The sequence below is a fragment of the Kribbella sp. NPDC051137 genome (assembly GCF_040682535.1).
GTDB classification, from domain to species: domain Bacteria; phylum Actinomycetota; class Actinomycetes; order Propionibacteriales; family Kribbellaceae; genus Kribbella; species Kribbella karoonensis.
Genome location: NZ_JBFBBI010000007.1, coordinates 267,103 through 290,319, shown reverse-complemented (window position 1 = coordinate 290,319; position 23,217 = coordinate 267,103). Strand labels below are relative to the sequence as shown.

At 69.5% G+C, this 23,217-nt stretch carries 25 protein-coding genes and 1 pseudogene; 17 read left to right on the top strand and 9 right to left on the bottom strand.

What is annotated here, in order from left to right:
- The first annotated feature begins 50 nt into the window (after nucleotides 1-50).
- The 6 genes from AB0M51_RS36730 to AB0M51_RS36705 all read left to right on the top strand — a co-directional run bounded on the left by AB0M51_RS36730 (nucleotide 51) and on the right by AB0M51_RS36705 (nucleotide 5,314).
- Nucleotides 51-1,028, top strand: coding sequence for an ABC transporter ATP-binding protein (locus AB0M51_RS36730; RefSeq protein WP_363752807.1), 978 nt, complete (start codon nucleotides 51-53; stop codon nucleotides 1,026-1,028).
- On the top strand, nucleotides 1,025-2,041 hold the full coding sequence (locus AB0M51_RS36725) for an oligopeptide/dipeptide ABC transporter ATP-binding protein (RefSeq protein ID WP_344191081.1): 1,017 nt from the start codon (nucleotides 1,025-1,027) through the stop codon (nucleotides 2,039-2,041). Before AB0M51_RS36730 ends, AB0M51_RS36725 begins: the two co-directional genes overlap by 4 nt.
- Nucleotides 2,038-2,964 (top strand): ABC transporter permease, encoded by a 927-nt coding sequence (locus AB0M51_RS36720; protein WP_344191083.1) that lies wholly within the window; start codon nucleotides 2,038-2,040, stop codon nucleotides 2,962-2,964. Before AB0M51_RS36725 ends, AB0M51_RS36720 begins: the two co-directional genes overlap by 4 nt.
- Nucleotides 2,965-2,966: 2 nt before the next feature.
- Nucleotides 2,967-3,926, top strand: a complete 960-nt coding sequence (locus AB0M51_RS36715; RefSeq protein WP_344191085.1) for an ABC transporter permease — start codon at nucleotides 2,967-2,969, stop codon at nucleotides 3,924-3,926.
- A 61-nt stretch (nucleotides 3,927-3,987) separates the two neighbouring features.
- On the top strand, nucleotides 3,988-4,215 hold the full coding sequence (locus AB0M51_RS36710; protein ID WP_344191087.1) for a hypothetical protein: 228 nt from the start codon (nucleotides 3,988-3,990) through the stop codon (nucleotides 4,213-4,215).
- Between the two features lie 109 nt (nucleotides 4,216-4,324).
- The gene (locus AB0M51_RS36705; RefSeq protein ID WP_344191089.1) at nucleotides 4,325-5,314 is read left to right on the top strand and encodes a 2-dehydropantoate 2-reductase; all 990 of its coding nucleotides are present in this window, start codon (nucleotides 4,325-4,327) and stop codon (nucleotides 5,312-5,314) included.
- Here the strand turns inward: AB0M51_RS36705 and AB0M51_RS36700 are convergent.
- Nucleotides 5,279-6,187: a GNAT family N-acetyltransferase gene (locus AB0M51_RS36700; protein WP_344191091.1), complete on the bottom strand. Its 909-nt coding sequence runs from the start codon at nucleotides 6,185-6,187 to the stop codon at nucleotides 5,279-5,281. The two genes, AB0M51_RS36705 and AB0M51_RS36700, sit on opposite strands and share 36 nt — an antisense overlap.
- 80 nt (nucleotides 6,188-6,267) lie before the next feature.
- On the opposite strand from AB0M51_RS36700, the gene AB0M51_RS36695 reads away from it, so the two are divergent.
- A complete protein-coding gene (locus AB0M51_RS36695) occupies nucleotides 6,268-7,137 on the top strand; it encodes an NAD(P)/FAD-dependent oxidoreductase (protein ID WP_344191094.1) in 870 nt (289 codons plus the stop codon).
- Here AB0M51_RS36695 and idi read toward each other — a convergent pair.
- Nucleotides 7,114-7,671 (bottom strand): isopentenyl-diphosphate Delta-isomerase, encoded by a 558-nt coding sequence (idi, locus tag AB0M51_RS36690; protein WP_344191096.1) that lies wholly within the window; start codon nucleotides 7,669-7,671, stop codon nucleotides 7,114-7,116. The two genes, AB0M51_RS36695 and idi, sit on opposite strands and share 24 nt — an antisense overlap.
- A gap of 224 nt (nucleotides 7,672-7,895) precedes the next feature.
- On the opposite strand from idi, the pseudogene AB0M51_RS36685 reads away from it, so the two are divergent.
- The 3 genes and pseudogenes from AB0M51_RS36685 to AB0M51_RS36675 form a co-directional block, all read left to right on the top strand.
- A pseudogene (locus AB0M51_RS36685) lies at nucleotides 7,896-8,036 on the top strand (tyrosine--tRNA ligase); the annotation flags it as partial.
- Nucleotides 8,037-8,088: 52 nt separating this feature from the next.
- On the top strand, nucleotides 8,089-9,096 hold the full coding sequence (gene tyrS / locus AB0M51_RS36680) for a tyrosine--tRNA ligase (protein WP_344191098.1): 1,008 nt from the start codon (nucleotides 8,089-8,091) through the stop codon (nucleotides 9,094-9,096).
- Between the two features lie 47 nt (nucleotides 9,097-9,143).
- Nucleotides 9,144-9,965 carry an NAD(P)H-binding protein gene (locus tag AB0M51_RS36675; RefSeq protein WP_344191228.1) on the top strand — a complete coding sequence of 274 codons (822 nt, stop codon included), beginning with the start codon at nucleotides 9,144-9,146 and terminating at the stop codon, nucleotides 9,963-9,965.
- A gap of 147 nt (nucleotides 9,966-10,112) precedes the next feature.
- Here the strand turns inward: AB0M51_RS36675 and AB0M51_RS36670 are convergent, their stop codons facing one another.
- Genes AB0M51_RS36670 through AB0M51_RS36660 form a run of 3 tightly spaced genes read right to left on the bottom strand, consistent with a single transcriptional unit; the run spans nucleotide 10,113 to nucleotide 14,256 of the window.
- On the bottom strand, nucleotides 10,113-10,598 hold the full coding sequence (locus AB0M51_RS36670; RefSeq protein ID WP_344191100.1) for a DinB family protein: 486 nt from the start codon (nucleotides 10,596-10,598) through the stop codon (nucleotides 10,113-10,115).
- A complete protein-coding gene (locus AB0M51_RS36665) occupies nucleotides 10,598-11,122 on the bottom strand; it encodes an isochorismatase family protein (RefSeq protein ID WP_344191102.1) in 525 nt (174 codons plus the stop codon). The genes AB0M51_RS36670 and AB0M51_RS36665 overlap by 1 nt, the downstream gene beginning before the upstream one ends.
- Entirely contained in the window at nucleotides 11,119-14,256 is a 3,138-nt protein-coding gene (locus tag AB0M51_RS36660; protein ID WP_344191104.1) for a DUF2961 domain-containing protein, read from the bottom strand. The genes AB0M51_RS36665 and AB0M51_RS36660 overlap by 4 nt, the downstream gene beginning before the upstream one ends.
- A gap of 118 nt (nucleotides 14,257-14,374) precedes the next feature.
- Between AB0M51_RS36660 and gndA the strand changes: the two genes are divergently transcribed.
- Nucleotides 14,375-15,814, top strand: coding sequence for an NADP-dependent phosphogluconate dehydrogenase (gene gndA, locus AB0M51_RS36655; protein WP_344191106.1), 1,440 nt, complete (start codon nucleotides 14,375-14,377; stop codon nucleotides 15,812-15,814).
- Nucleotides 15,815-15,910: 96 nt separating this feature from the next.
- Here the strand turns inward: gndA and AB0M51_RS36650 are convergent, their stop codons facing one another.
- Nucleotides 15,911-16,288: a nuclear transport factor 2 family protein gene (locus tag AB0M51_RS36650; protein WP_344191108.1), complete on the bottom strand. Its 378-nt coding sequence runs from the start codon at nucleotides 16,286-16,288 to the stop codon at nucleotides 15,911-15,913.
- Nucleotides 16,289-16,359: 71 nt separating this feature from the next.
- On the opposite strand from AB0M51_RS36650, the gene AB0M51_RS36645 reads away from it, so the two are divergent.
- Together AB0M51_RS36645 and AB0M51_RS36640 are read left to right on the top strand one after the other, a co-directional pair.
- The gene (locus AB0M51_RS36645) at nucleotides 16,360-16,977 is read left to right on the top strand and encodes a TetR/AcrR family transcriptional regulator (protein WP_344191110.1); all 618 of its coding nucleotides are present in this window, start codon (nucleotides 16,360-16,362) and stop codon (nucleotides 16,975-16,977) included.
- A gap of 39 nt (nucleotides 16,978-17,016) precedes the next feature.
- A complete protein-coding gene (locus AB0M51_RS36640; protein WP_344191112.1) occupies nucleotides 17,017-17,415 on the top strand; it encodes a DUF6319 family protein in 399 nt (132 codons plus the stop codon).
- Between the two features lie 108 nt (nucleotides 17,416-17,523).
- Here AB0M51_RS36640 and AB0M51_RS36635 read toward each other — a convergent pair whose 3' ends face one another.
- Nucleotides 17,524-18,537 (bottom strand): alcohol dehydrogenase catalytic domain-containing protein, encoded by a 1,014-nt coding sequence (locus AB0M51_RS36635; protein ID WP_344191114.1) that lies wholly within the window; start codon nucleotides 18,535-18,537, stop codon nucleotides 17,524-17,526.
- Between the two features lie 27 nt (nucleotides 18,538-18,564).
- A complete protein-coding gene (locus AB0M51_RS36630) occupies nucleotides 18,565-19,299 on the bottom strand; it encodes an SDR family oxidoreductase (protein ID WP_344191116.1) in 735 nt (244 codons plus the stop codon).
- A gap of 93 nt (nucleotides 19,300-19,392) precedes the next feature.
- Here AB0M51_RS36630 and AB0M51_RS36625 point away from each other — a divergent pair, with 93 nt between their 5' ends.
- From AB0M51_RS36625 to AB0M51_RS36610, 4 genes are all read left to right on the top strand, one after another.
- The gene (locus AB0M51_RS36625; protein WP_344191230.1) at nucleotides 19,393-20,325 is read left to right on the top strand and encodes a LysR family transcriptional regulator; all 933 of its coding nucleotides are present in this window, start codon (nucleotides 19,393-19,395) and stop codon (nucleotides 20,323-20,325) included.
- Nucleotides 20,326-20,419: 94 nt separating this feature from the next.
- Complete coding sequence (locus tag AB0M51_RS36620; protein ID WP_344191118.1) at nucleotides 20,420-20,956, top strand: DUF6817 domain-containing protein; 537 nt, start codon at nucleotides 20,420-20,422, stop codon at nucleotides 20,954-20,956.
- Between the two features lie 10 nt (nucleotides 20,957-20,966).
- On the top strand, nucleotides 20,967-21,896 hold the full coding sequence (locus AB0M51_RS36615; protein ID WP_344191120.1) for an alpha/beta hydrolase: 930 nt from the start codon (nucleotides 20,967-20,969) through the stop codon (nucleotides 21,894-21,896).
- Nucleotides 21,897-22,106: 210 nt separating this feature from the next.
- Nucleotides 22,107-22,514 (top strand): hypothetical protein, encoded by a 408-nt coding sequence (locus AB0M51_RS36610; RefSeq protein WP_344191122.1) that lies wholly within the window; start codon nucleotides 22,107-22,109, stop codon nucleotides 22,512-22,514.
- Here the strand turns inward: AB0M51_RS36610 and AB0M51_RS36605 are convergent.
- Complete coding sequence (locus tag AB0M51_RS36605; RefSeq protein ID WP_344191124.1) at nucleotides 22,504-23,214, bottom strand: PIG-L deacetylase family protein; 711 nt, start codon at nucleotides 23,212-23,214, stop codon at nucleotides 22,504-22,506. The two genes, AB0M51_RS36610 and AB0M51_RS36605, sit on opposite strands and share 11 nt — an antisense overlap.
- Nucleotides 23,215-23,217: the final 3 nt, after the last annotated feature.

Sequence of the window (23,217 nt, the reverse complement as noted above, 5' to 3'; positions counted from 1 at the left end):
GCTCCGGTCGCTGCGCTCCCTCCGCTCCTCAGTCCAGACCGGGAGGCCCGATGCCCCTGCTGGAAGTAAGGGACCTCAAGGTCTCCTTCGACACCCCGGACGGCACCGTCCGTGCCGTCCGGGGGTTGTCGTACGACGTGGAAGCCGGCCAGACCCTCGCCGTGGTGGGTGAGTCGGGATCCGGGAAGAGCGTCTCCACCCAGACCATCACCGGCCTCACCCGGGGCGCGAAGGTGTCCGGTACGGCGTACTTCGACGGCACGGACCTGATCACCGCCGACGAACGTACGCTGCGCCGGTTGCGAGGGGCGCGGATCGGGATGATCTTCCAGGACCCGCTGTCCAGCCTGCACCCGCAGTACCGGGTCGGCTGGCAGATCGTCGAGATGATCCGGGCGCACGACCAGGACATCAGCAAGCAGGCGGCCCGGAAACGGGCCGCCGAGCTGCTCACGCTGGTCGGCATCCCGCGGGCGGCGGACCGGATCGACGACTATCCGCACCAGTTCTCCGGCGGGATGCGGCAACGGGTGATGATCGCGATGGCGATGGCGCTCGACCCGGCGCTGCTGATCGCGGACGAGCCGACCACCGCGCTGGACGTGACCGTACAGGCCCAGGTGCTGAACGTGATGCGCCGGCTGCAGGAGCAGTTCGGCACCGCGATCATCCTGATCACCCACGACCTCGGCGTGGTGGCCGAGATGGCCGACGAGGTGGTGGTGATGTACGCCGGGTCGGTGATGGAGCGCGCGCCGCGCCGCGACATCTTCTACCGCAACCACCACCCGTACACCCAGGGGCTGCTGGCCTCGCTGCCGGCCCGCAGCGGTGACCGGCTGACCCCGATCCCGGGGACGCCGCCGAGCCTGATCAACCTGCCCAAGGGCTGCCCGTTCGCGGCCCGCTGCCCGCACGTGTTCGAGAAGTGCTCGGAGACCCCACCGCTGCTGAACGTCGGCGGCGATCCGCGCCACCAGTCCGCCTGCTGGCTTCCCCACAACGTGAACGAGGCGGTCGCATCGTGAATGACGAAGTACTGCTGAAGGTTGACGACGTCCGCAAGGAGTTCCCGACCCATTCGAAGGAGGTGGTCCAGGCCGTCGCCGGTGTCTCCCTCGAGGTGCACAAGGGCGAAACCCTCGGACTGGTCGGCGAGACCGGCTGCGGCAAGTCCACGCTGGCCCGGTGTATGGCCAGGCTGTACGACGTGACCTCGGGCTCGGTGTGGTTCGAGGGCCACGACATCACCAAGCTGTCCCGGAAGGCGATGCGGCCGTTGCGCCGCGACGTCCAGGTGATCTTCCAGGACCCGTACGGATCGCTGAACCCGCGCCGCCGGGTCGGCTCGATCATCGGCGACCCGTTCGCCATCCACAACATTGCTTCCGGCAACGAAAGGAAGAAGAAGGTCCAGGAGCTGATGGAGCTGGTCGGGCTGAACCCCGAGCACTACAACAGGTTCCCGGCCGAGTTCTCCGGTGGCCAGCGGCAACGGATCGGGGTGGCCAGGGCGCTCGCGCTGCGGCCGAAGCTGGTGATCTGCGACGAGCCGGTGTCGGCGCTGGACGTGTCGATCCAGGCGCAGATCATCAACCTGCTGGCGGACCTGCAGCAGGAGCTGAACCTGACGTACGTCTTCATCACGCACGACCTGTCCGTGGTCCGGCACGTCAGCGACCGGATCGCGGTGATGTACCTGGGCAAGATCGTCGAGCTGGCGCCGACCGACCAGTTGTTCGGGATGACCCGGCACCCGTACACGCGGGCGCTGCTTTCCGCGCTGCCGGTGGCCGACCCGGACACCGCCGACAGCCGTGAGCAGATCATCCTCGGGGGCGACATCCCGGCCGCGACGAACCCGCCGGAGGGGTGCAGGTTCCATACGCGGTGTCCCAAGGCCCGGCTCGACTGCGCGGCCGAGGTGCCGCCGCTGGAGCCGGTGCTTGACGACAAACCCGAGCACCGCACGGCTTGTTTCTACCCGCTGACGGTGGGCGAGGACCTGTCCACCGCCGTACCTGACCTGAAGGCATCATGACCACCGCCATCGAACTCGTCGACGTCGTCGACGAGCCCAGGGCCATCGAGGGGCGCAGTCCGTTCTCGCTCGCGATGCGGCGGTTGCGCAGGGACAAGGTGGCGATGATCTCGCTGGGCGTGATCGTGCTGATCGTGCTGATGGCACTCCTGGCACCGCTGTTCGCGGCGGTCACCGGGCACCCGCCGAACGAGCAGTACCGCTCCATCGGGCTCACCCCGGACGGGTTGCCGCGCGGGCCGAACGGCACGTTCTGGCTCGGCACCGACGACCTCGGCCGGGACATCCTGGTGCGGATCGCCTACGGCGCCCGCATCTCGCTGCTGGTCGGCGTGATCGCGACCGCGATCACGGTCGCGATCGGCGTCGTGCTGGGTCTCGCCGCGGGGTTCCTCGGCGGGATCGTCGACACGATCCTGGCGCGGCTGATCGACGTCGTGCTGTCGGTGCCGTTCCTGCTGGTCGCGATCGCGCTGGTGTCCGTGACCGGCCCGAGCCTGACCGTGACCGTGTTGGTGATCGGCTTCTTCAGCTGGGCGTCGGTGGCCCGGATCGTCCGCGGCCAGGTGCTGTCGATCCGGGAACGCGAGTACGTCGAGGCCGCCCGGTCACTCGGTGCCGGCGACGGCCGGATCATGTACGTCGACGTACTGCCGAACGTGATCGCACCGGTGATCGTCTACACGACGTTGCTGATCCCGGTCGTGATCGTCACACAGGCGACACTGTCGTTCCTCGGGCTCGGGCTGCCGCCGCCGACGGCGGACTGGGGCGGGATGATCAGCGAGTCGCAGAACTACTACACGACCGCGTGGTGGTTCATCCTGTTCCCCGGTCTGGCACTGCTGATCACCACGCTCGCCTTCAACCTCTTCGGTGACGGGGTCCGGGACGCCTTCGACCCCCGCGCAGATCGGACCTGACCATGGCGATGTTCCTGGTACGACGGATCGGTCACGGGCTCCTGGTCCTGTGGCTGATCAGCGTCGCGGTGTTCGGGCTGTTCTTCGTTGCCCCCAGCAACGTCGCGCAGACGCTCGCGGGCCGGCAGGGGACGCCGGAGACGATCGCGCTGATCAAGCACCGGCTGGGCCTGGACCTGCCGGTCTGGAAGCAGTACCTGCACTTCCTCGGCAACGCGCTGAAGGGGAACCTCGGGTACGACTACTACCACCAGGTGCCGGTGACCACGATCATCGGGCAGGCCCTGCCGGTGACACTTTCGCTGGCGCTCGGCGCTTCCGTGCTCTGGCTGCTGCTGGGTGTGTTCAACGGGGTCGTCTCGGCGGTCCACCCCCGGTCGCTGGCGGACCGCGGGCTGACGTTGTTCTCGCTGTTCTTCTACTCGTTCCCGTCGTTCCTGCTCGGCCTGCTGCTGTTGTACTTCCTGTACTTCCGCCTCACGCTGGCAGGTTTCCGCTGGTTCCCGGCCGGCGGCTACTCGCCGCTGACCGGCGGGTTCGGGACCTGGTTCCAGCACCTGTTCCTGCCCTGGATCGCGCTCGCGCTGTTGCTGGCGGCGACGTACACCCGGTTGACCCGGGCCTCGATGCTGGACGTGCTCGGTGAGGACTACATCCGGACGGCCCGCTCGAAAGGACTCCGCGAGAACCGGGTGATCTACGTGCACGGCCTGCGCAGCGCGCTGACGCCGGTGGTCACCCAGTTCGGCATCGACCTCGGGCAACTGATCGGCGGCGTGGTCGTGACCGAGACCGTGTTCAGCCTGCCGGGGCTCGGGCAGACAGCGGTGGTCGCGATCAACCAGCAGGACCTGCCGGTGATCATCGGCATCGTCCTGTTCGCCTCGGCGGCGGTGGTCGTCGCGAACATCCTCGTAGACATCGGCTACGCCGTACTCGACCCACGGGTGCGGCTGCACTAGCGGACGGCTGAAATCCCGGAAAACGGGGTACCGGGGAGACCGGCAGAAACGGAGGCCCGTCATGGGTGCTGTTATCGCGCTTCCACTGATCCTGATCGCCGTGGGCGCACTCGGCTTCGCCCTGTGGAGTCTGTACGCCGTCGGTCTCGAAACGTTCACGTTCGCCAAGTCGGCACGCCGTCACGGTTCGGGTGAGTGTGCCGCTCACTACGAACCCGGAGACCACCATCACGTCTCCACCCGTCCGCTGGCGGGATACGGCCGGCGGCCGGTCAACCGCCCCCGCTGAGCAGGAGTACCCCGGGTTTCCTTTGGTCGGGTTGGCCCGGGATCTCTGCACAAGGACAGGACGTGCCCGATCCGTCCGGGCACTTCCTGTCCTTCGGTACCTTGTCCTCATGATCGCGGTCTACGGTGCGGGCGGTATCGGCTGCTACGTGGGCGGCCGGCTCGCGGCGACCGGGACGCCGGTGACGTTCGTCGGGCGGCCACGGACGGCGGCCGCGGTGGCGGCGCACGGGTTGCGGTTGACGGACTACCTGGGCGCCGATCTCCGGGTTGCCGACGTGCCTTTCGAGACGACGCCGGACGGTGCGGACGGCGCGGAGCTTGTGCTGGTGACGGTGAAGTCGGCAGCGACCGCGCAGGCGGCGGAGGAACTGGCGGCGGTGCTGTCGCCGGGCGCCGTCGTGGTGAGCTTCCAGAACGGCGTACGGAACGCCGAGGTGCTGCGGTCGCGGCTGCCGGAGCAGGTCGTAGTGGCCGGGATGGTGCCGTTCAACGTGCTGAACCGCGGCGCCGGCGTCTTCCACCAGGGCACCGAGGGAAAGCTCGACGTACAACGGGATCCGGCACTCGCGCCGTACGCCGGGTCCTTCGAGCGCGCGGGGCTGCCGCTCACCCAGCACGACGACATCCTGCCCGTGCAGTGGTCGAAGCTCCTGCTGAACCTGAACAACCCGATCAACGCGCTCTCCGACCTGCCGTTGCGTGAAGAGCTCTCGCAGCGCGCGTATCGCCGCTGCCTGGCGGTCGCACAGGCCGAGGCGCTGGAGTTGCTCGCCGCGGCCGGGATCCGCCCGGCGCGGCTGCTCGCCGTACCGATGGAACGCTTCCCCGCCGTGCTGCGGCTGCCGGACTTCCTGTTCCGGCGCCTGGCGGGCAAGGTGCTGGCCGTCGACCCGCTGGCCCGGACGTCGATGTGGGAGGACCTGGAGGCGGCCCGTCCGACCGAGATCGACTACCTGAACGGGGAGGTCGTCCGGCTGGCCGCGTCGCTCGGCCGGACCGCACCGGTGAACGGCAAGCTGGTCGACCTGATCCGGGAGGCCGAGACCGACCGGAGATCCTGGTCAGGACCCGAGCTGCTCCGGGAACTGCAACGGTAGCTCCGCACGGACGTTGACGCTCACCGTCCGGTACGTGAAGCCGAGGTGCTCGTTCAGGCGCCGCATGTTCTCGTTGCCCTCTTGGGTCCAGGTGTAGATCTCGGTGATGCCGTGCTCAGCCGCCCACGCCATGCTCGTCCGCTTGAGCGTCGACGCCACCCCCTTGCCCCGCCAGTCCGGCCGGACCGCGGTGTAGCCGACCTCCGCCCGCTCGGGTACGTCGGTGTCGAGCCACAGCCCGGCGACGCCGATCACCTCGTCACCGGCCACGGCCAGGAACATCGAGGCCGGATCGTTGATCCACTCCGTCGCCCACTCCTCCGCCGTCACGTGCATCGGCGACGTGGTGTCCAGATCCGGGAGCGTCGGGATCGCGACCTGCTCGTACGCCGCGGCCCACAGCTCGGGCCGCTCCGCGACCGGTACGACGGCGTACCCGGCCGGCACATCCGGCCAGGGTTCGTCGGCGATCCGGCGGACCTGCTCGACCTGGCGGAGGAACTCGGTGAACCCGAAGCGCTTCGCGAACGCCAGCGAGCCGTCGTCGTCGATCGTGCATCCGGCGATCGTGTAGCCCTGTCCCGCCGCATGCTCGGTCAGCACCCGGAGCAACGCCGTACCGACGCCGTGCCGGCGCGCCTCGGGACGGACCCGCGCGGTCACGGAGGCCCGATCCGCCTCGTTCGAGCGGTCGGAGTTGCCGTGCGCGACGACCTCACCGGCCAGCTCGGCGAGCAGCATCAGCCGCTGCGGGGTGTGGGCCTTCCGCAGCTCGGCGACACTCGGCGCGCGCTCGTACGGCAGCACTGCGAGGCGCACCTGACGCCAGGCCTCGTAGTCGGCGTCGGTCTCGACGGGCCTGATCCGGATCACCCGGCCATTAGGCGGTCCGGCAGGTGGGAACGGCCAGTGAATTTCAAACTATGAGACTGATCGTCTCGTATGATGGCAGTATGGATGTCGCGGTGATCGGTGGAAGTGTGGCGGGACTGCAGGCTGCGTTGACGTTGGGGCGGGCGCGGCGGCAGGTGGTGCTGTTCGACGACGGGCGGGCGCGGAACCGGGCGGCGTCGCACGTGCACAACTACCTCGGCGTCGCGGACCTCGCGCCCGACGAACTGCTGGCCGTCGGGCGGCAGCAGTTGGCGGCGTACGGCGTCGACGTACAGGAACGCAGGGTCGAGGAGGTGACGCCGGACGACGACGGGTTCGTGGTCGGCGGGCGGCACGTGCGGGTTGTCGTACTGGCGACCGGGTTGTGGGACGAACTGCCCGACGTACCAGGGGTGGCGGACGGCTGGGGGCAGTCCGTCGTGGCGTGTCCACACTGCCACGGGTGGGAGGTGCGGGATCAGCCGCTGGTGCAGCTGGGCATGCGGGGTGCACCGGATCGGTCGGTGGCGCGGGCGTTGCTGCTCAGCCGGTGGAGCGACGACGTGGTGCTGTGCACGGACGGCGACGTTCTGACGGGGACGCAGCTGGATCGGCTCGCCGTGGCCGGGGTCAAGGTGCGGACCGAGCGGGTCGCCGACGTGGGGTCAGGGGTTCGGCTGGTCAACGGGGAGACCTTGGCCGCGGCGCGGGTGTTCGTGGTGGTGCGGCAGCATCAGCAGAGCGATCTGGCGGAGCGGATCGGATGCCAGGTCACCGACGGGGCGGTCGTGGTCGACGAGGGCGGACGGACCACCGTTCCCGGGGTCTACGCGGCCGGTACGACGGCGGCGCCGGCGTTGCTCGCGATCGGTGCGGCAGGGCAGGCCAGTACGGCGGCTGTCGCCGTACACGGTGATCTGCTCGAGTCAGATCTGGGCGGCGGGTGGTAGCCGGGACGGGTCGGCGATCGGCCAGTCAGCCGGCGGGTTCCGGAGTTCGTCGAGCTGCAGGAGGCACCAGGGCGAGAGGTCGGTAGTGGTGCGGACCTCCTCCCACGAGGCCCAGCGGAAGTCCGCGACCTCGGCCGGGTTCGGCGTCGGGTCACCGGTCCACCACACCCGGTACACCGGGCAGAGCTCGTTCTCGACCATGCCGTTCGGCATCTCGGCGCGGTACCGGAACCCGGGCAGCACCAAGTCGACCGTGTCGACCACGATTCCCAGCTCGTCGACGAGCCGGCGCCGGACCGCGTCGGCGACCGGCTCCCCCGGCAGTGGATGCCCGCAGCAACTGTTCGTCCAGACACCCGGCCAGGTCGGCTTGTGCAGTGCCCGCCGGGTGAGCAGCACCCGCCCGCCGGCGTCGACGACGTAGCTGGAGAACGCGAGGTGCAGCGGGGTCGCCGCGTGATGGACCGCGGCCTTCGCCGCGGTCCCGATCGCCCGCCCGCCGTCGTCCACCAGTACCACCCGCTCGTCGGTCACGCGACCGAGCCTAATCGGGTTCCGCCCGGGTTCCAGTGGCTGCTAGCCTCACGGTGTGACCAAGCACTGCGTGATCTATCGACCGGCTCTGGGAGGGGCCGGCGTCCGGTAGTCCCCGCAGTCCGCACCACCCAGAGCCTCCGAGGCAGGAACCGTCCGGTTCCTGCCTCTTTCCGTTCGCCGGAGGCACTGGTTCGCGGGTGCCTCGCCCTGAGAGGAACCCCATGAATGCTGTGATCGACCGGTTACGACGTACCACCGACCTGATCGTCGGCGAGGACGACCTGCGTGAACGCCTGGACTCCGGGCGGCCGCTGCGGATCAAGTACGGCGTCGACTGCACCGCGCCCGACCTGCACCTCGGGCACGCGGTCAACCTGTGGATGATGCGCCAGCTGCAGGACCTCGGGCACCGGGGTGGTGTTCCTGCTCGGCGATCTCACCACCCGCGTCGGCGACCCGACCGGGCGCTCCGAGACCCGCCCGGTCCTCACGCCCGCGCAGATCGACGCGAACGCGGCGTCGTTCCTGTCGCAGGTGTCGCTGGTGTTGCGGACCGATCCCGCCGTCTTCGAGGTACGGCGGAACTCCGAGTGGTACGACGCGATGCCCGTCGCGGAACTGCTCGGGTTGTTCGCGCAGGTCACGCATGCCCAGTTGATGGCGCGGGACATGTTCCGCGACCGGGTCGCGGCCGGGCGGGAGATCGCCGTCCACGAGCTGGTGTACCCGGTGCTGCAGGGATACGACAGCTTCGCGATGCAGAGCGATCTGACGATCGTGGGGTCCGACCAGCTGTTCAACGAGCAGCTCGGCCGGCACTTCCAGCAGCGGCTCGGGGCGCCGCCCCAGGTGGTGATCACGACCACGATCACGCCCGGGATCGACGGTCGCGCCAAGCAGTCGAAGTCGCTGAACAACTACATCGGGCTGACCGACAGCCCACGCGACAAGTTCGGGAAGCTGATGAGCATTCCGGACGAGCTGGTGGAGGCGTACGCGCGGGTGTACACCGAACTGCCGCTCGAGACGGTTGCCGCACTCGCGGACGCGTCCGGACCGGCGGCCCGGGACGCGAAGCTCCGGCTGGCGGCCGCGGTCGTGACGCGGTACCACGGCGCGGGGGTGGCGAAGGCGGAGCTGGACGCGTTCCGCCGTACGTTCAGCGATCGGTCCGAGCCGGCCGACATGCCGGAGATCAGCGTTGCGTTGGACCGCCCCACGGTCCTCGACCTGCTCCGGGCCGCGCATCCGAACGCCAGCAACTCCGAGCTGCGCCGCCTCCTCCGCCAGGGCGCGGTATCCGTCGACGGCGCCCGCCTGGACGATCCGACAGCCGTCGTCGAGCTCCGCGGACCGGTCGTCCTGAAGTCGGGCGCCCGGACCTGGCACAGGGTGGACGCCCAGCACTCACCAACCGCCTAGACCGACGGCGGTCCGCGATGCCACCCGTCCCGTGTCAGAGTTGGGCAATGACGATCCTGATCACGGGTGCGACCGGAAACGCCGGCGGCGCGGTGGCACAGTCGCTGGCGGCCCAAGGAATCCCGGGCCGCGGGCTGGTCCGGGCGGCGGCACACCTGCCGCCCGGGATCGAGCCGGTGACCGGCGACCTGAACCGGCCGGAGTCCTTCGCCGACGCATTACCCGGCGTCACCGGGATCTTCCTGCTCAGCGGTTACGAGCGGCTCGACGAACTGCTCGCGAACGCGGTACGGGCGGGGATCCGGAAGGTCGTCGTACTGTCCAGCAGTTCGCTCGACGGCGAGCCGGTGAACGCGGTCGCGGCGTACCACCACGCCACCGAGGAGGCGGTCCGGGCATCCGGGCTGGCGTGGACGTTCCTGCGGCCGAACTCGTTCATGTCGAACACGTTGCGCTGGCTCGACCAGCTCCGCGCGGGCGACGAGGTCCGCGTGCAGTTCCCCGACGTCCCGGTGTCGACGATCCACCCGCTCGACATCGGCGACCTCGCGGTCCGGGCGCTGCAGGGCGCGCACGATTCCGAGGTACTGCGGCTCACCGGGCCGGTCGCGCTGACACCGGTCGAGCAGGTCGGGATCCTCGCGGAGGGCCTCGGCCGGCCGTTGACGGCGTACCCGATGAGTCGTGCGGAGACCCATGCGGAGCTGCACGCCTCGATGCCTGAGCCGTACGCGGCCGCGATCGAGTCGTTCTTCGGCGACCGGACGATCGACGAAACCTCGGTGAACACGACCGTCGCCGACGTCACCGGTCACCCGGCTCGCACGTTGCAGACCTGGGTGCAGGAGAACAGTTCGCTATTCGGCTAGGGCATGTCTCCTGATCCCACGTCGTAGCGAGGAGGTGCTCGGTGCGGTAGCTCGGCGCGCGGGGGCGAAGGGGTCGATGCGGAGCATCGTTCCCTTTGCGCCCGTGCGGCGAGATGCCGTGCCGAGTGCCCCGCAGTAGGCGTGGGATCAGGAGGCATGCCCTAGCAGTTGTTCGCGCAGGATGTCGGCGTGGCCGCGGTGCTGGGCGAGTTCGCGCAGCACCTGCAGGTACACCCAGCGGAGCGTGCGCGGGCCTCTCGGGTGCCCGGTGACGACCGTGTCCAGCGGCAGGCCGGCGGCGATCTCCCGTGCGGTCGCGCACGCCTTCTGATGGGCAGCTGTCACCGACGCGATCGTTTCGTCGTCGGCCAGCCGGAACGAGTCGTCCGGGTTCTGCCCCATCCCGAGCTCCTGCCGGGACGTGCCGCCCACGCACTCCTCGAACCAGATCCGCTGCATCCACGTGAGGTGCTTCAGCAACCCGAGCAACGTCGTCGCCGACGGGACGAGCCGACGGCGGACCTGGTCCTCGGTCAGCCCGTCGAGCGTCGCCTCGATCGCACCGCGATGCTCCTCGAGGAACGCCTCCAGCTGCGTACGCTCATCGTCCAGCAGTACGTCGAACGAACCCATCACACCCCCAGCGCTTCCAGGTATTCCGCCGAACTACAGGTACTGCCCAACCGGGGGAAAGCGTAGCCGACCGCGAAAGCGTGCGCGTCACCGTCGAGGCCGGTCATCGCGTCGGTGACGAAGAAGGTCTCGTACCCGAGGTCGGACGCCGCCCGCCCGGTCGACTCGACCCCGAAGTTGGTGGCGATGCCGGCCAGGACGACGTTCGCGATGCCGCGGGACTGGAGCTCGCCGTCGAGCACCGTCCGGCCGAACGCGCCGATCGTGCGCTTCACGATCTCCAGGTCCCCGGGCCGCGGCTCGGCCCCGGGCGCGAAGCCGCTGCCGTCGGGCTGGACCTCGACACCCGGGCGTTCCACCCGGACGTTCACCACCAGCCCGCCGGCCTCGCGGGTCGCCGCGGCCAGTGCCACGGACCGTTCCAGTACGTCGGGACCGCTCAGCGGCGCGGTCGGCAACGCCACGATCCGTGGCATCAGGTCGATCAGGACGAGCGCGGTACGGCGTCCTTCCAAAGCGTTCACGTGCCGAGCTTAAGGTCGAGCACGTCGACCCCGGCGAGATAGCCGATAGCTGCCGCGTTCTTGCCGGTAACGGTCACGGTGAACTGGTGAGTGCCTGCGCTCAGCTGAAGGGTGCCGAGGTCAACGGCCTGGGTCCCGACACCCGAGGCCTGGTACCCGTCGAACGGTACCGGTGTCCCACCGTCCACCTGGACCCCGACGATGCCGTAGTCGGCGGCCTTCGTCAGCACCGTCGACAGCTGGTAGGTACCGGTCGTCGGGACGGTGAACGCGAACACGGCCTTGTCGCCGGCCTTCGCGCCGTGGATCCACGCCTGCGCGCCACCGGACCAGCTCACGCCACAACAGTTCCCCTGCGGATCAACGGCAACAGTTGACGACACCGGCGGTAGCATCGACTCGCCTTCGATGCGCAAGGTCCGGCCACTCGTCCCCTGCACCGCCGCCGACTTGGCGCCGACGTTCCCCGCCAAGTCAACAGCCGCCACGCGATAGCTCCAGCTCTCCCCCATTCCCAGGCCTCGGTGCAGGAACCCGGGAAGCGGACTCGTCCCCAGCAGCTTCTCGGTCCCACCCGCCTTCGTGCCGTACACGTTGTAGTAGGCGATTCCGCTCTCGTCAGGCACGTCCGACCACGTCACGTTGATCGCGTTGTCCGGTCGTCCGACGGCCGCGAGCCCGGTGACGGCCGCGGGGGCGCGGCGGTCGGCGTACGGCTGGGTGAGTGACTGGACGACGTACGACGACGCCGTCCACGCCGGACCGGTCGGACGGAGCTCGATGTCCAGGTGGTCGCGGCCCGCGGTGACAGTTGCCGGGAGCTGGTAGTTGTCGTCGAGCCAGCGTTGGTGGGTGTTCCCGAGGGGCTGCAGCCAGGTGCCCGAATCCTTGCCGTTGACAACCACCTGCGCGGACTGCCCTGGACTGTTCTGGTCGCTGGTGCGGCGCAGGGTCACACCCTTGTTGGCCGGGTCGATCGCTACCCGGAAGCGGATCGGCTGGGTGCTGGAGCGGACCTGGTCGGTCAGGGAGATGTCGTCGTGGTCACCTTCGTAGACCGAGGTCAGCTCGGTCTGGGTGCCGTTGTCGGCGTACCCGTGCTGCTGACGGCCGGCGGCGGAGCCGACGTCGATGCGGTCGGTCTCACGGGCGCCGAAACCGGCGGCCTTGTAGAGGAACGCCGTTGAGCCGTAGATCGCCGGGTGGTCGTCCTGCTGACCGTGTTCGATGCCGAAGTCGAGCTGGTTCTCGAACGCGACCGAGTCGGTGATGTGCAGCCGCCAGGCGCCGTCGCACTCGTTCGTGCAGAAGCCGGCCCGGACCTCGTGCGCGGAGTTGCCGTGGAACGGCGTCGAGTAGGTGCCCGCGTTGAAGTACCAGCCGGACTCGTAGAAGTCCTCGGTGCCGGTGCCGTGGATGGCCGGTGTCCGCTCGCCGTCGGCGTACACCCGCTCATCGCCCTCGAGGTACCCGCGGGTGTTGCCGTCGGCAAGCAGTCCCTCCATGGTCTGGGAGACGCCGACGAACTTCCCACGCCCGGCCACGTCCGCGAACGTCCAGTCGCTGCCCTGCGTGGTCTCGCCGCGCTTCGAGATCGCGGTGAAGTACCCGATCTTCCCGGTCGCCAGCTCGGTCGCCTTGCTCCTGTCGGGCGCGGCCGTCACCTCTGCCTGCCCCTTCAGCGGGTACGACGTCGGGTTCACCAGCCTCACGGTCGCGTGGGCGACGTACGGCATCGGCCACCAGGACGAGTACCAGCCGTCGGGGTCCATCGCGAAGAACAACGAGTGCACCGGGTTCTCGCCGAGGCCGGAGCCGAAGAACTCGCCGAGCGGGGCGTCGACCCGCTTCTGGCCGTCGATCGTCACCTGGACGCGGATGCCGGCGAGCAGCGTGTCGGACGGCTTCACCCGGGCCGCGTCGGCGTCGGTCGCGGCGTACGTCATCGCGTGCTCACCGGCCCAGTTCTGCTTGCTGATCGAGTAGTTGTGGGCCTGCTCGTCGGCGACGTGGTTCGGGCCGACGTCGAGCTTGTCCCCGGAGTCGACCCAGTACGCGAACTCGTTGAAGTCGAGGTCGGACGAGATGAACTGGTTGGTGATCGTGATCTGCGACTTGCCCGCGGTCAGCGACGCCGGCAGGTCGACGGTCTGGTCGTACCACTGCGCACCCTGCGCCTTGAGCGGTGCCCACTCGCCGGCCGGTGCGCCGTCGACGAGGATCTTCGCGCGCTGGTTTCCGATCCGCAGGTCCATCCGGCGGGTCAGCTTCACGCCGGTGTTCGCGGGGTCGATCTTCATCGTGAACGAGCTGCCGCCGAGGAACGCGCGGCCGTCGTCCGTCACGCTCTTCAGGTCCAGACCGACGATGTCCGGCAGTTTCAGCCGGAGCGCGCTCAGCTCGCCCGGACCGAACGTGTCGGCCAGTGTCGCTTGCTTGCCCGGGGCAAGGTTCAGCGGGGTGGACGTGGTCCGCGCGCCGGGCTGCGCCGGCTTGGGGTCCTTGGTACCGGCCGCGTTCAGCAGCTTCAGCACGTCCTCGGCCTTGTCGCCCGGGTCGAACGTCGAGATGCCGTTCGCGTCCGGGAACCGGCGGTAGTCGACGTGGTAGAAGAGCGGGTTGTTCTGGGTGGTGATCCGCATCGAGGACCGGTACGGCATCGGCACCCGGATGTAGACGCCGCCGCTGCTCTGCGCGCCGTTCGCGACCAGCGGGTAGCTGAACGGGGCGCCGAGCTTGCCGTCGACGATGTCCTGCAGCGACCCGTGCAGCACCTGCTTGCCGTCGAGCTCGACGGTGATCGTGCCTGTCCTGGACACGTTGCCGTCGTCGCGGGTGAACCAGATCGACGCGACCTCGCCGGCGCCGCTCGCCTCCGCGATCACGCAGCCCGCGCTCGTCGTCCGGAGGCAGGAGTAGGTGCCGTCGAAGCCGTCGTTGTTCGTGCCGTCACGGCCGAAGCTGGAGAACTGCTTGGTACGGACGCCGGTCTGGAGCTCGGGTAACCGGTCCAGATTCCGGTACACGTCCCACCCGACCGGGCCGTTGTCGTTTCCTGGTGGTGCGGCCGACGCCGCGGAGGTCGGTAGGGCGAGGACTGCGCAGGCAAGGAGGGCGACGACACGACGGAGCATGGGCGGTTCCTTCGTCATGGGAAATCGATTTCTGAGATGTCTACCACCGATGTTTCCCGATGAGAAGGCCTCAGGCAGACTGGACCCCGCACACAACTTCAGACTTGCAGGAGATTCGATGAGCTCTGATAAAGCCCAGATCGGTGTCACCGGCCTCGCGGTGATGGGCCGCAACCTGGCCCGGAACCTCGCGCGCAACGGGTTCCGCGTCGCCCTGCACAACCGGTCCCAGGCACGGACCGACTCGCTGGTGGCGGAGTTCGGCTCCGAGGGCGAGTTCGTCCCGTCCACCGACCTGGCGGGCTTCGTCGAGTCGCTGGAGCCGCCGCGCCGGGTGATCGTGATGGTCAAGGCCGGCGCCCCGACCGATGCGGTCATCGACGAACTGGTGCCGCTGCTCGACGAGGGCGACATCGTCGTCGACGCCGGCAACGCGCACTTCCTGGACACCCGCCGCCGCGAGGCCGCACTGCGCGAGAAAGGCCTGCACTTCGTCGGCTCGGGCGTCTCCGGCGGCGAGGAGGGCGCGCTGAACGGGCCGAGCATCATGCCCGGCGGCTCTCCCGAGTCGTACGCCGCACTCGAGCCGATGCTGACCAAGATCTCCGCGCACGTGAACGGCGAGCCGTGCTGCGTGCACGTCGGCCCGGACGGCGCCGGCCACTTCGTGAAGATGCTCCACAACGGCATCGAGTACGCCGACATGCAGCTGATCGCGGAGGCGTACGACCTGCTCCGGCATGTGCTCGGACTGTCCCCGGCCGAGCTCGCGGACGTGTTCCGGGACTGGAACACCGGCGACCTGGAGTCGTTCCTGATCGAGATCACCGCCGAGGTGCTGAGCCAGACCGATCCGACCACCGGCGGCCCGTTCGTGGACGTCGTCCTCGACCAGGCCGAGCAGAAGGGCACCGGCCGCTGGACGGTGCAGTCCTCGCTCGACCTCGGTATCCCGGTGAGCGGCATGGCCGAGGCCGTCTTCGCGCGGTCGCTGTCGGGTGACGTCGTACGGCGGGAAGCGGCCGCCGGCGTCCTGGCCGGGCCGGGCGACGTGAAGGCGGACGTGGACCGGGACCAGTTCATCGACGACGTACGGCACGCGTTGTACTCGTCGAAGCTGGTCGCGTACGCGCAGGGCTTCGACGCGATCCGGGCCGCCAGCGAGGAGTACGGCTGGGACATCGACCTCGGCGCGATGGCGAAGATCTGGCGCGGCGGGTGCATCATCCGGGCACGGTTCCTGGACCGCATCAAGGAGGCGTACGACCGGAACCCGGAGCTGCCGTCGCTGCTCGTCGACGACTACTTCCGGGACGCGGTCGTCAGCGGCCAGGAGGCGTGGCGCCGGGTGGTCGCGACCGCGGCCACGGTCGGCGTACCGGCTCCGGGATTCTCCGCCGCACTCTCGTACTACGACGGCCTGCGTGCGGAGCGTCTCCCGGCCGCACTGATCCAGGGCCTGCGCGACCTCTTCGGCGCGCACACCTACAAGCGGGTCGACCGCGACGGCAGCTTCCACCTCGAGTGGTCGGGCGACCGCTCCGAGAGCGCCCAGTAGACAGCCAACTGCTACGACGTCGTCCCCACGGCGCCGGCTACCGAACCGTCGGAGCCGGCGTCCGGGACGGCGCAAACCCACCCTCGACGGCGGTCATCAGAACATCCCGTTCGGATTCGCGGCGGCGTCCGGGACCGGCTGCATGACGTCCCAGTGCTCGACGATCCGGCCGTCGTCGTCCAGCCGGAAGATGTCGACGATCGCGGTCGCCGGCTGCCCGGGCACCCGGACGCCGGACACGTGCGCGATCACGTGATCCCCGTCCGCGAAGATCCGCTTGACCTCGGCCTTCAGCTCCGGGAAGTCCCGGCGGAGCGTGCCGAGGAACTCCTCGAAGCCCGCGATCCCGTCCGCGATCCGCGGGTTGTGCTGCACGTAGTGGTCGCCGAACAACTCGGCGGCGGCGTGGAAGTCCTTCTGGTTCAGGCCCACCTCGTAGAAGTCGAGGACGGTCTGCTTGTTGCGTTCGCTCATCGTCGATCCTTAAGTGAACAGTTGTAGTGCTACGACCGTAAGGCAACGTGCGTTGCAATACAATCGGATTCATGGACGGTGGAACGACGCGAAGCCGGAACCGGCGTGGGCAGGGGGAGCTGCTGCGGCGCGAGATCATCGACGCGGCGCTGCGGATGCTGAACGAACTCGGTGACGACGAGGCGCTGTCGTTGCGCGCGGTCGCCCGCCAGGTCGGGATCGCGGCCACGTCGGTCTACATCCACTTCGCCGACCGCGACGAACTGGTATTCGCGGCACTCGAGCAGAGCACCGCCGACCTGCTGCGCGACCTCGCACAGGCCGAGGACAGCGCCGGCGAGGATCCGGTACGGCGGCTACGCGCGCGACTGCTGTTCCTCGGCAGCTGGACGCGTGACCATGCGGGGCTCTACAAGGTGCTGCACGAGAGCACCCTGAACCGGCGGATGCACCTGATCTTCAAGGAGGAGCTGTCGGTTCGCGCGATCGCCGCCGTACAGGCGTGCATGGACGCCGGACTCGCACCGGCGGACAATGCGGCGGCGGTGGCGCTCGACCTGCGGTCGGCGGTGCACGGCGCGGTCTCGATCCGGATCAACGAGCCGGAGGCTGCGCTGCCGCCGCTGGCAGACCAGGTCGATCGCTTCCTGGTCAAGCTGGTTGGCGTGCCGGTCGAACATATGTTCTAATAGCGGTCCAGCGCCAGTCAGAAGGAGATCGCCGCAACGATGACTGTAGACACCTTTGCAGTAGAAGCGCCGTCAGACCTCGTCGACACTCCCGAGGTTGTCGACAGCCCCGAGGTCGTGGAGGCGCCGAAGCCGAAGAAGGCTCCGGCGAAGAAGGCGGCCGGCAAGAAGACCAAGACCATCGAGCTCACGCTGACCGTCACCGGTACGGCGGACGGCGAGTGGCGCGCCGAGCTCAAGCAGGGCACCACGTACCTGGCGCGCGACCTGGCCGTCGCCGCGGCCGCGGTGTCGCGCGCGGCCAAGGAGCTGCACGAGGACCTGTCGACCCCGATCGACGAGGTGATCGAGGAGGCCCGCGCCCAGCAGGCCGCCAAGGTCGCTGCCCTCGAGGCCGAGCTCGAGGCTGCTCGCAAGGCCCTGGCAGACCTGGACTGACACCGGCATCCCGACGCATGCTTCCCGTGGTGGTCAACTTCCCTGATGACCACGGGCAGGGCCCGTCCGCAACTGTGTGAGGTGGTTGCGGGCGGGTCCTGGTAACTACTACTCGGGCCGGGTCTTGAGCACGATCCGGAGGTTCGCCTTGGGCTGGTGCTGCCAGGCTTCCTCGGCCTGCTCGAGCGGGTAGGTCTCGATGATCGGCCGGACGTTCTTCAGGACGGCGAAGTTCAGCGTGTCCTCGGAGTCCTGGGCCACCCCTGAGTACCAGCCGGAGACCGAGAGCCGGCCGTCGGCGAGCGTGTGGCCGGTGACCTCGATCGGGTCGCCACCCTCCAGGACGATCAGCTGACCGTTCGGGCGCAGGCCCTTCACCAGGTCGGTCTGGAGCTCGGCGCGGGACACCGTCGCGAGGATCGCGGCCGCACCTCCGAGCGCCTTCAGTGCCTCGCCGGCGTCGCCCTCGGTGCTGTCGATGTACTCGTCCGCCCCGAGCTGCCGGGCGAGCTTCTCCTTGTCCCGCCCGCGGTTGATCGCCACCGTCCGGAAGCCCATCTTGTCGGCGAACTGGATCGCCAGGTGCCCGACGCCGCCGACCCCCTGCACCGCGACGGTCTCCCCCGGCCCGGCGTGCGCGTGCCGGAGCGCGTTGAACGCGGTGATGCCGCCGCACATCAACGGCGCGGCGTCCTCGAAGCTGAGCCCGTCCGGGATCCGCGCCACCGCGTCCTGCGGTACCACCAGGTACTCGGCGTACCCGCCGTCGTACGACGTGCCGACGATCGTCCGGTGCACGCAGTTCGTGAAGTCGCCCCGCCGGCAGTACTCGCAGGTGAAGTCGACCCCGCCGGACCAGCCGACGCCGACCCGCTGCCCGGGCTCCCAGAGCGTCACGCCCGTGCCGACCGCGTCCACCACGCCGGCGATCTCATGCCCGGGGATCCGCGGCAGCGTCGTACCGAAGAGCGCGTTCCGCGGGATCGCGTCGCCGCCGCAGATCCCGCAGGCGTGGACCTGCACGCGGATCTGCCCCGCGGCGGGCTCCGGGATCGGTACGTCGGTGACGACGAACGGGCCGCCGGCCTGCTGCACCTGGGCCGCACGCATGGTTCCAGTCATTGTTCTCCTCGTGTCTCTGCTCGCAAGTCAGTGCATTCCGCCGTCGGCGACGATCTGCTGGCCGGTGATCAGCCCGGCCTCGTCGCTCGCGAGGAAGGCGGCGATCCCGGCCACGTCCTCGGTCGTTCCCAGCCGCCCGATCGGCACCATCGCGACCAGCGACTGCTTGTACTCGTCGTTCGCCGGATCGGTGAAGATCCCGGCGCCGTCGATCGGCCCGGGGACGATCGTGTTCACGGTGACACCGCGCGGCCCGAGCTCCAGCGCGAGGACGCGGGCCAGGTACCCGGTCGCGACCTTGCTGGTGCCGTAGAGACCGACCCCCAGTTGCGGGACGGTCGTGGTGTTCGACGAGATCGTGATGATCCGGCCGTTGTCGGCGATCCGCCGGGCGGCTTCGCGCAGCACGAAGTACGGACCTTTGGTGTTCACCCGGAACAGCAGGTCGAAGTCCTCCTCGGTGACGTCCGCGAACGGGACGTTCACCTTCTCCATGCCGGCGTTCGCGACCACGATGTCGAGCCGGCCGAACTCCTCGAACGTCGCGTCGTACAGCCGCTGGATGCCGTCGACCTCGGAGACGTCGGCGGCGACCGCGATCGCCCGGACGCCGAGCGCCTTCGCGGCGTCGACCACCTCGTCGGCAGCGGACTTGTCGCGCGAGTAGTTCACGACGACGTTCGTTCCCCGGGCCGCGAGCCGGAGCAGGATCGCCCGGCCCAAGCCCTTCGACGAACCGGTGACCAGCGCGGTTTGTGCCATGGACCGATCGTCCCGCGCACCAGCGCCCCGGCGGAAACAGAGATTTGCTGGCGAGGGCACAACGGATCGTTGTGGCACGATGAAACGGTGGACATGAGCTTGCGGCTGTTGCAGGCGCTCGACGCGGTCGCGGCGGAGGGCAGCATGACCCGGGCTGCCCGCACGCTCAACCTGACACAGCAGGCAGTCAGCGGGCAGATCCGGCAGTTGGAGCGCGTGGTCGGTACGCCGTTGGTCGAACGCCGCCCGACCGGGATCGAGCTGACCGCGGCCGGCGAGGTCCTCCGCAAACAAGGCGCCGCATTGCTGTCGTCGGCGCAGGCCATGGTGACGGAGGCGCGGCTGGCCGCGTCCGGACGGCGGGACCCGCTGCGGATCACGTTCAAGGCGCAGAGTACGGCGCACTTCATGCCGGCGGTCGAGGCGGCCCTGCGAGCGGAGGCACCGGACCTGGAGCTCCGGCCGATCGCGTCGCACACGCTGCCCGAGGAGCTCGACGCGCTCGTGTCCGGGCGGGCGGACGCGGCGTTCCTGTGGCTGCCGATCGGGGACGACCCGCGGTTCACCGTGCATCCGCTGATACCGGAGGACCGCTGGGTCGCGCTGCCGCCCGGGCATCCCCTGGAGTCCCGGACGTCGTTGCGGGTCGCGGACCTGACCGGCGTACCGGTGATCGGGCCGCGGGACGGGATGCCCGCGGCCGTCGTGGACTTCTGGTTCATCGACCCGCGCCCGGACGGCACCCGGGCGGTCTTCGGGCCGCAGGCGAGCACACCCGAGGAGTGCCTGCACCTGGTGGCCGCCGGTCACGGCTGCTGGATCGCGCCCGCGTCCACGGTCACGTACTTCGCCCACCCGCGGCTGACCTGGCTCCCGCTGGTCGACGCCGAGCCGAACGTGCTGGCCCTGATCTGGCCCAAGCACTCCGCCGACCCGATGCTCCACCTGCTCCTGGAACAGACCCGGCGCGCCCTCACTCCCTTGCCGACAGCAACAACCGCGGAACGGGGCATGAACACGGTGTGACCGGAACGGCACGCCGAAGTGGTGGCAGCGGGCGGGGGCAGGCCTTACCGTAGGTGACCTGCGGGTTTGGCCGCTCCGGGTGAGAAGGGGTCAGATGAGCACTCTCGAGGACCTGGGTTCGCTGCTGCTGGTGCGCGGCGCCGACGAGCTCGACCATGCGGGCGGCACGCTCTACGTGCACCTGCACCGGGTTGCCAAGCGCCTCGGGTCGCTCGGCGCCTCCGACACGCTGGTGGTGGCCGGGCTGGCGCACGCGGCGTACGGGACCGACGGCTACCCGACGCACCTGTTCGACTGGCAGACCGAGCGTCCGGTGCTGGAATCGGTGATCGGCCGCGAGGCCGAGGCGATCGTCTACCGGTACGGCGCCTGCGACCGGGAGACGACCTGGCGGGACCTCGCCGAGCACCGCACGGTCACCGACCGCTTCACCGGGACGTCGGAGGAGCTCGGCGCCGCGGACCTGCGGGACTTCGTCGACCTGACGATCGTCAACGAGCTCGACGTCCTCGACAACGACGCGAAGCGGGCCGCGCAGCTGCGCCCGTTCCTCCAGGAGCTGCTGCCCCGCTGGCAGTCGCTCGCCTCCCCCGCCGTCCTCACCGAGGCCGGACGGATCGTGAACCTGTAACACTGGAGCCGTGAAACGGTTCCTGTGGCGGGGGTTCCTGGGACTCCTCGGGCTCTGGCTGATCGTCACTGTCGCGTCGTTCGGCTACAACTTCGCCACCAACGGGACCGCCGCGCCGCCGCCCGGCCTCGAGTACGTCGAATCCGGCGGCATCCACACCCGCTACGAGACCTGGGGTACGTCGGGCACGCCCGTCGTACTCGTCCACGGCGCCGCGGAGTCCGTCGACACCTGGTCGCGGCTTGTCCCGCTGCTCGCGAAGACACACCGCGTGTACGCGTACGACATCACCGGGTACGGGTACTCCGAGCGCAAGGCGCCGTACACGATCGAGCATCTCGCGGGGCAGTTGCTCGGGTTCCTGGACGCGATGCACCTCGGCGGGCCCGGTGAGCCGCGGCCGATCCTGGTCGGGCACTCGCTCGGCGCCGGGGTCGCGGCCGAGGCGACGCTGGAGGCGCCGGGCCGGGTCGGCGGGATCATGTTCCTGGACGGCGACGGCCTGCCGCTGCCGGGCGGGAAGCCCGGACCGCCGAGCTGGCTGATCATCCCGCCGTACCGGACGTCGCTGTTCCGGCTGGTGCTCGGCCAGGGCTGGCTGCTGAAGAAGGTCTACAACAGCGTCTGCTCGCCGAACTGCCCCCAGATGAACGTCGACGAGTGGACCCGGCCGTTCCGGCAGCCGGGCGCGGAGCAGGCGATCTGGCAGATGACCGCGAACGGGATCCCCGCGGTTCCGGCCGACCGGCTGGCCAAGCTGAAGGAGCTGAAGCTCCCCAAGGTGGTGGTGTTCGGGGCGAACGACACCAACGGCGGCAACGCGGCCGAGACCGCGACCCGGATCGGCGCGCCCGCGCCGACGCTGATCCCGAACGCGAACCACCTCACCCTGATCTCGGACCCGGCCCAGGTCGCGGCGGCGGTCGACACACTTCGCTAGGGCGCGTCTCCCAATCCCACGCCGTAGCGAGGAGGTGCTCGGTGCGGTGCATCGGCGCGCGGGGGCGAAGGGGTCGATGCGGAGCATCGTTCCCTTTGCACCCGTGCGGCGAGGTGCCGTGCCGAGTGCCCCGCAGTAGGCGTGGGATTGGGAGACGCGCCCTAACGCAGATTCCTGGAAATCCCGGGGCCGACGACGGATGATCGGGATATGGCCCGATACGAAGTGGTGGCGCGTGCGAAGCCCGATCGGCGACTCTCCAACGCCGACTACATCGACCTGGCGCTGCACTCCTGGTCGCTGGACAAGGGGATGAGGTTCCAGCGGATCGAGGACCTGCCGGACGGCTCGATCGCGATCGTGCTGCAGCGGAAGATGTCGCCGCTCAAGCACGACGCGGCCTGCGCGATGGCGAACCGGAGCCTCGCCCAGCTGGGCATCCCGGCCGGCGACATCCAGCGGATCGACCTGCACCGGATGACCCGCAAGGGCGGCCGGGCGCTGATCCGCTCCTGGGCCGGACCGAACAACCCGCCCGGCCCCGGCTCCGCCGGCGACCGCGAGCCGCGCCGGCCGAAGCCGACGCCGCCGCACCTGCAGGAGTACCTCAAGGAGTGAAGACCTCGAACCGCGCCGCGTACTTCGTGCCGAGCAGCGTGCCGGCCGGTCGCGACGTCCCTTCGAGGAACTCCTCCGGGTCGAAGTCGGGCCAGTTCAGCCCGTCGATGTAGGCCTTGTGCGCCTTCAGCGACCGCACGCCGATCTCGAACGTGGCGGTGGTGTCCACGCCGTGCCTGCCGTTCGGTGAGCCGGCCGCCCAGACCTGCCGTACGCCGTCCCACTTGTCGCCGGCGTCCGGGAAGATCCACCGGTTCGCGGCGTCCCGGACCGCGTCGAGGGTGGCGTGACCGGTGTTGATGTGGTCGGCCTGGTTCAGCAGTACGTCGCCGTCCCACGTGCTGCGGAAGTTGTTGGTGATCACGATCTCGGGCTGGTGCCGGCGGATCGCCGCGGTGATCACGCGGCGCAGGGCCACGCCGTACTCGATCGTGCCGTCCGGTTGGCCGAGGAACTCGACCGCGGACACCCCGACGATCCGGGACGACTCGATCTGCTCGGCCTCCCGCAGCGGTCCGCACTCGGCCGGGTCGACGCCGTCGATGCCGGCCTCCCCGGAGGTCAGCAGGCAGTACACGACCTGCTTGCCCTGCCCGGTCCACCGCGCGACCGCGGCCGCCGTACCGAACTCCAGGTCGTCCGGGTGCGCCACGACCGCGAGCGCCTTGTGCCAATCCTCGACAACCGGTTCAAGCTCCATGCC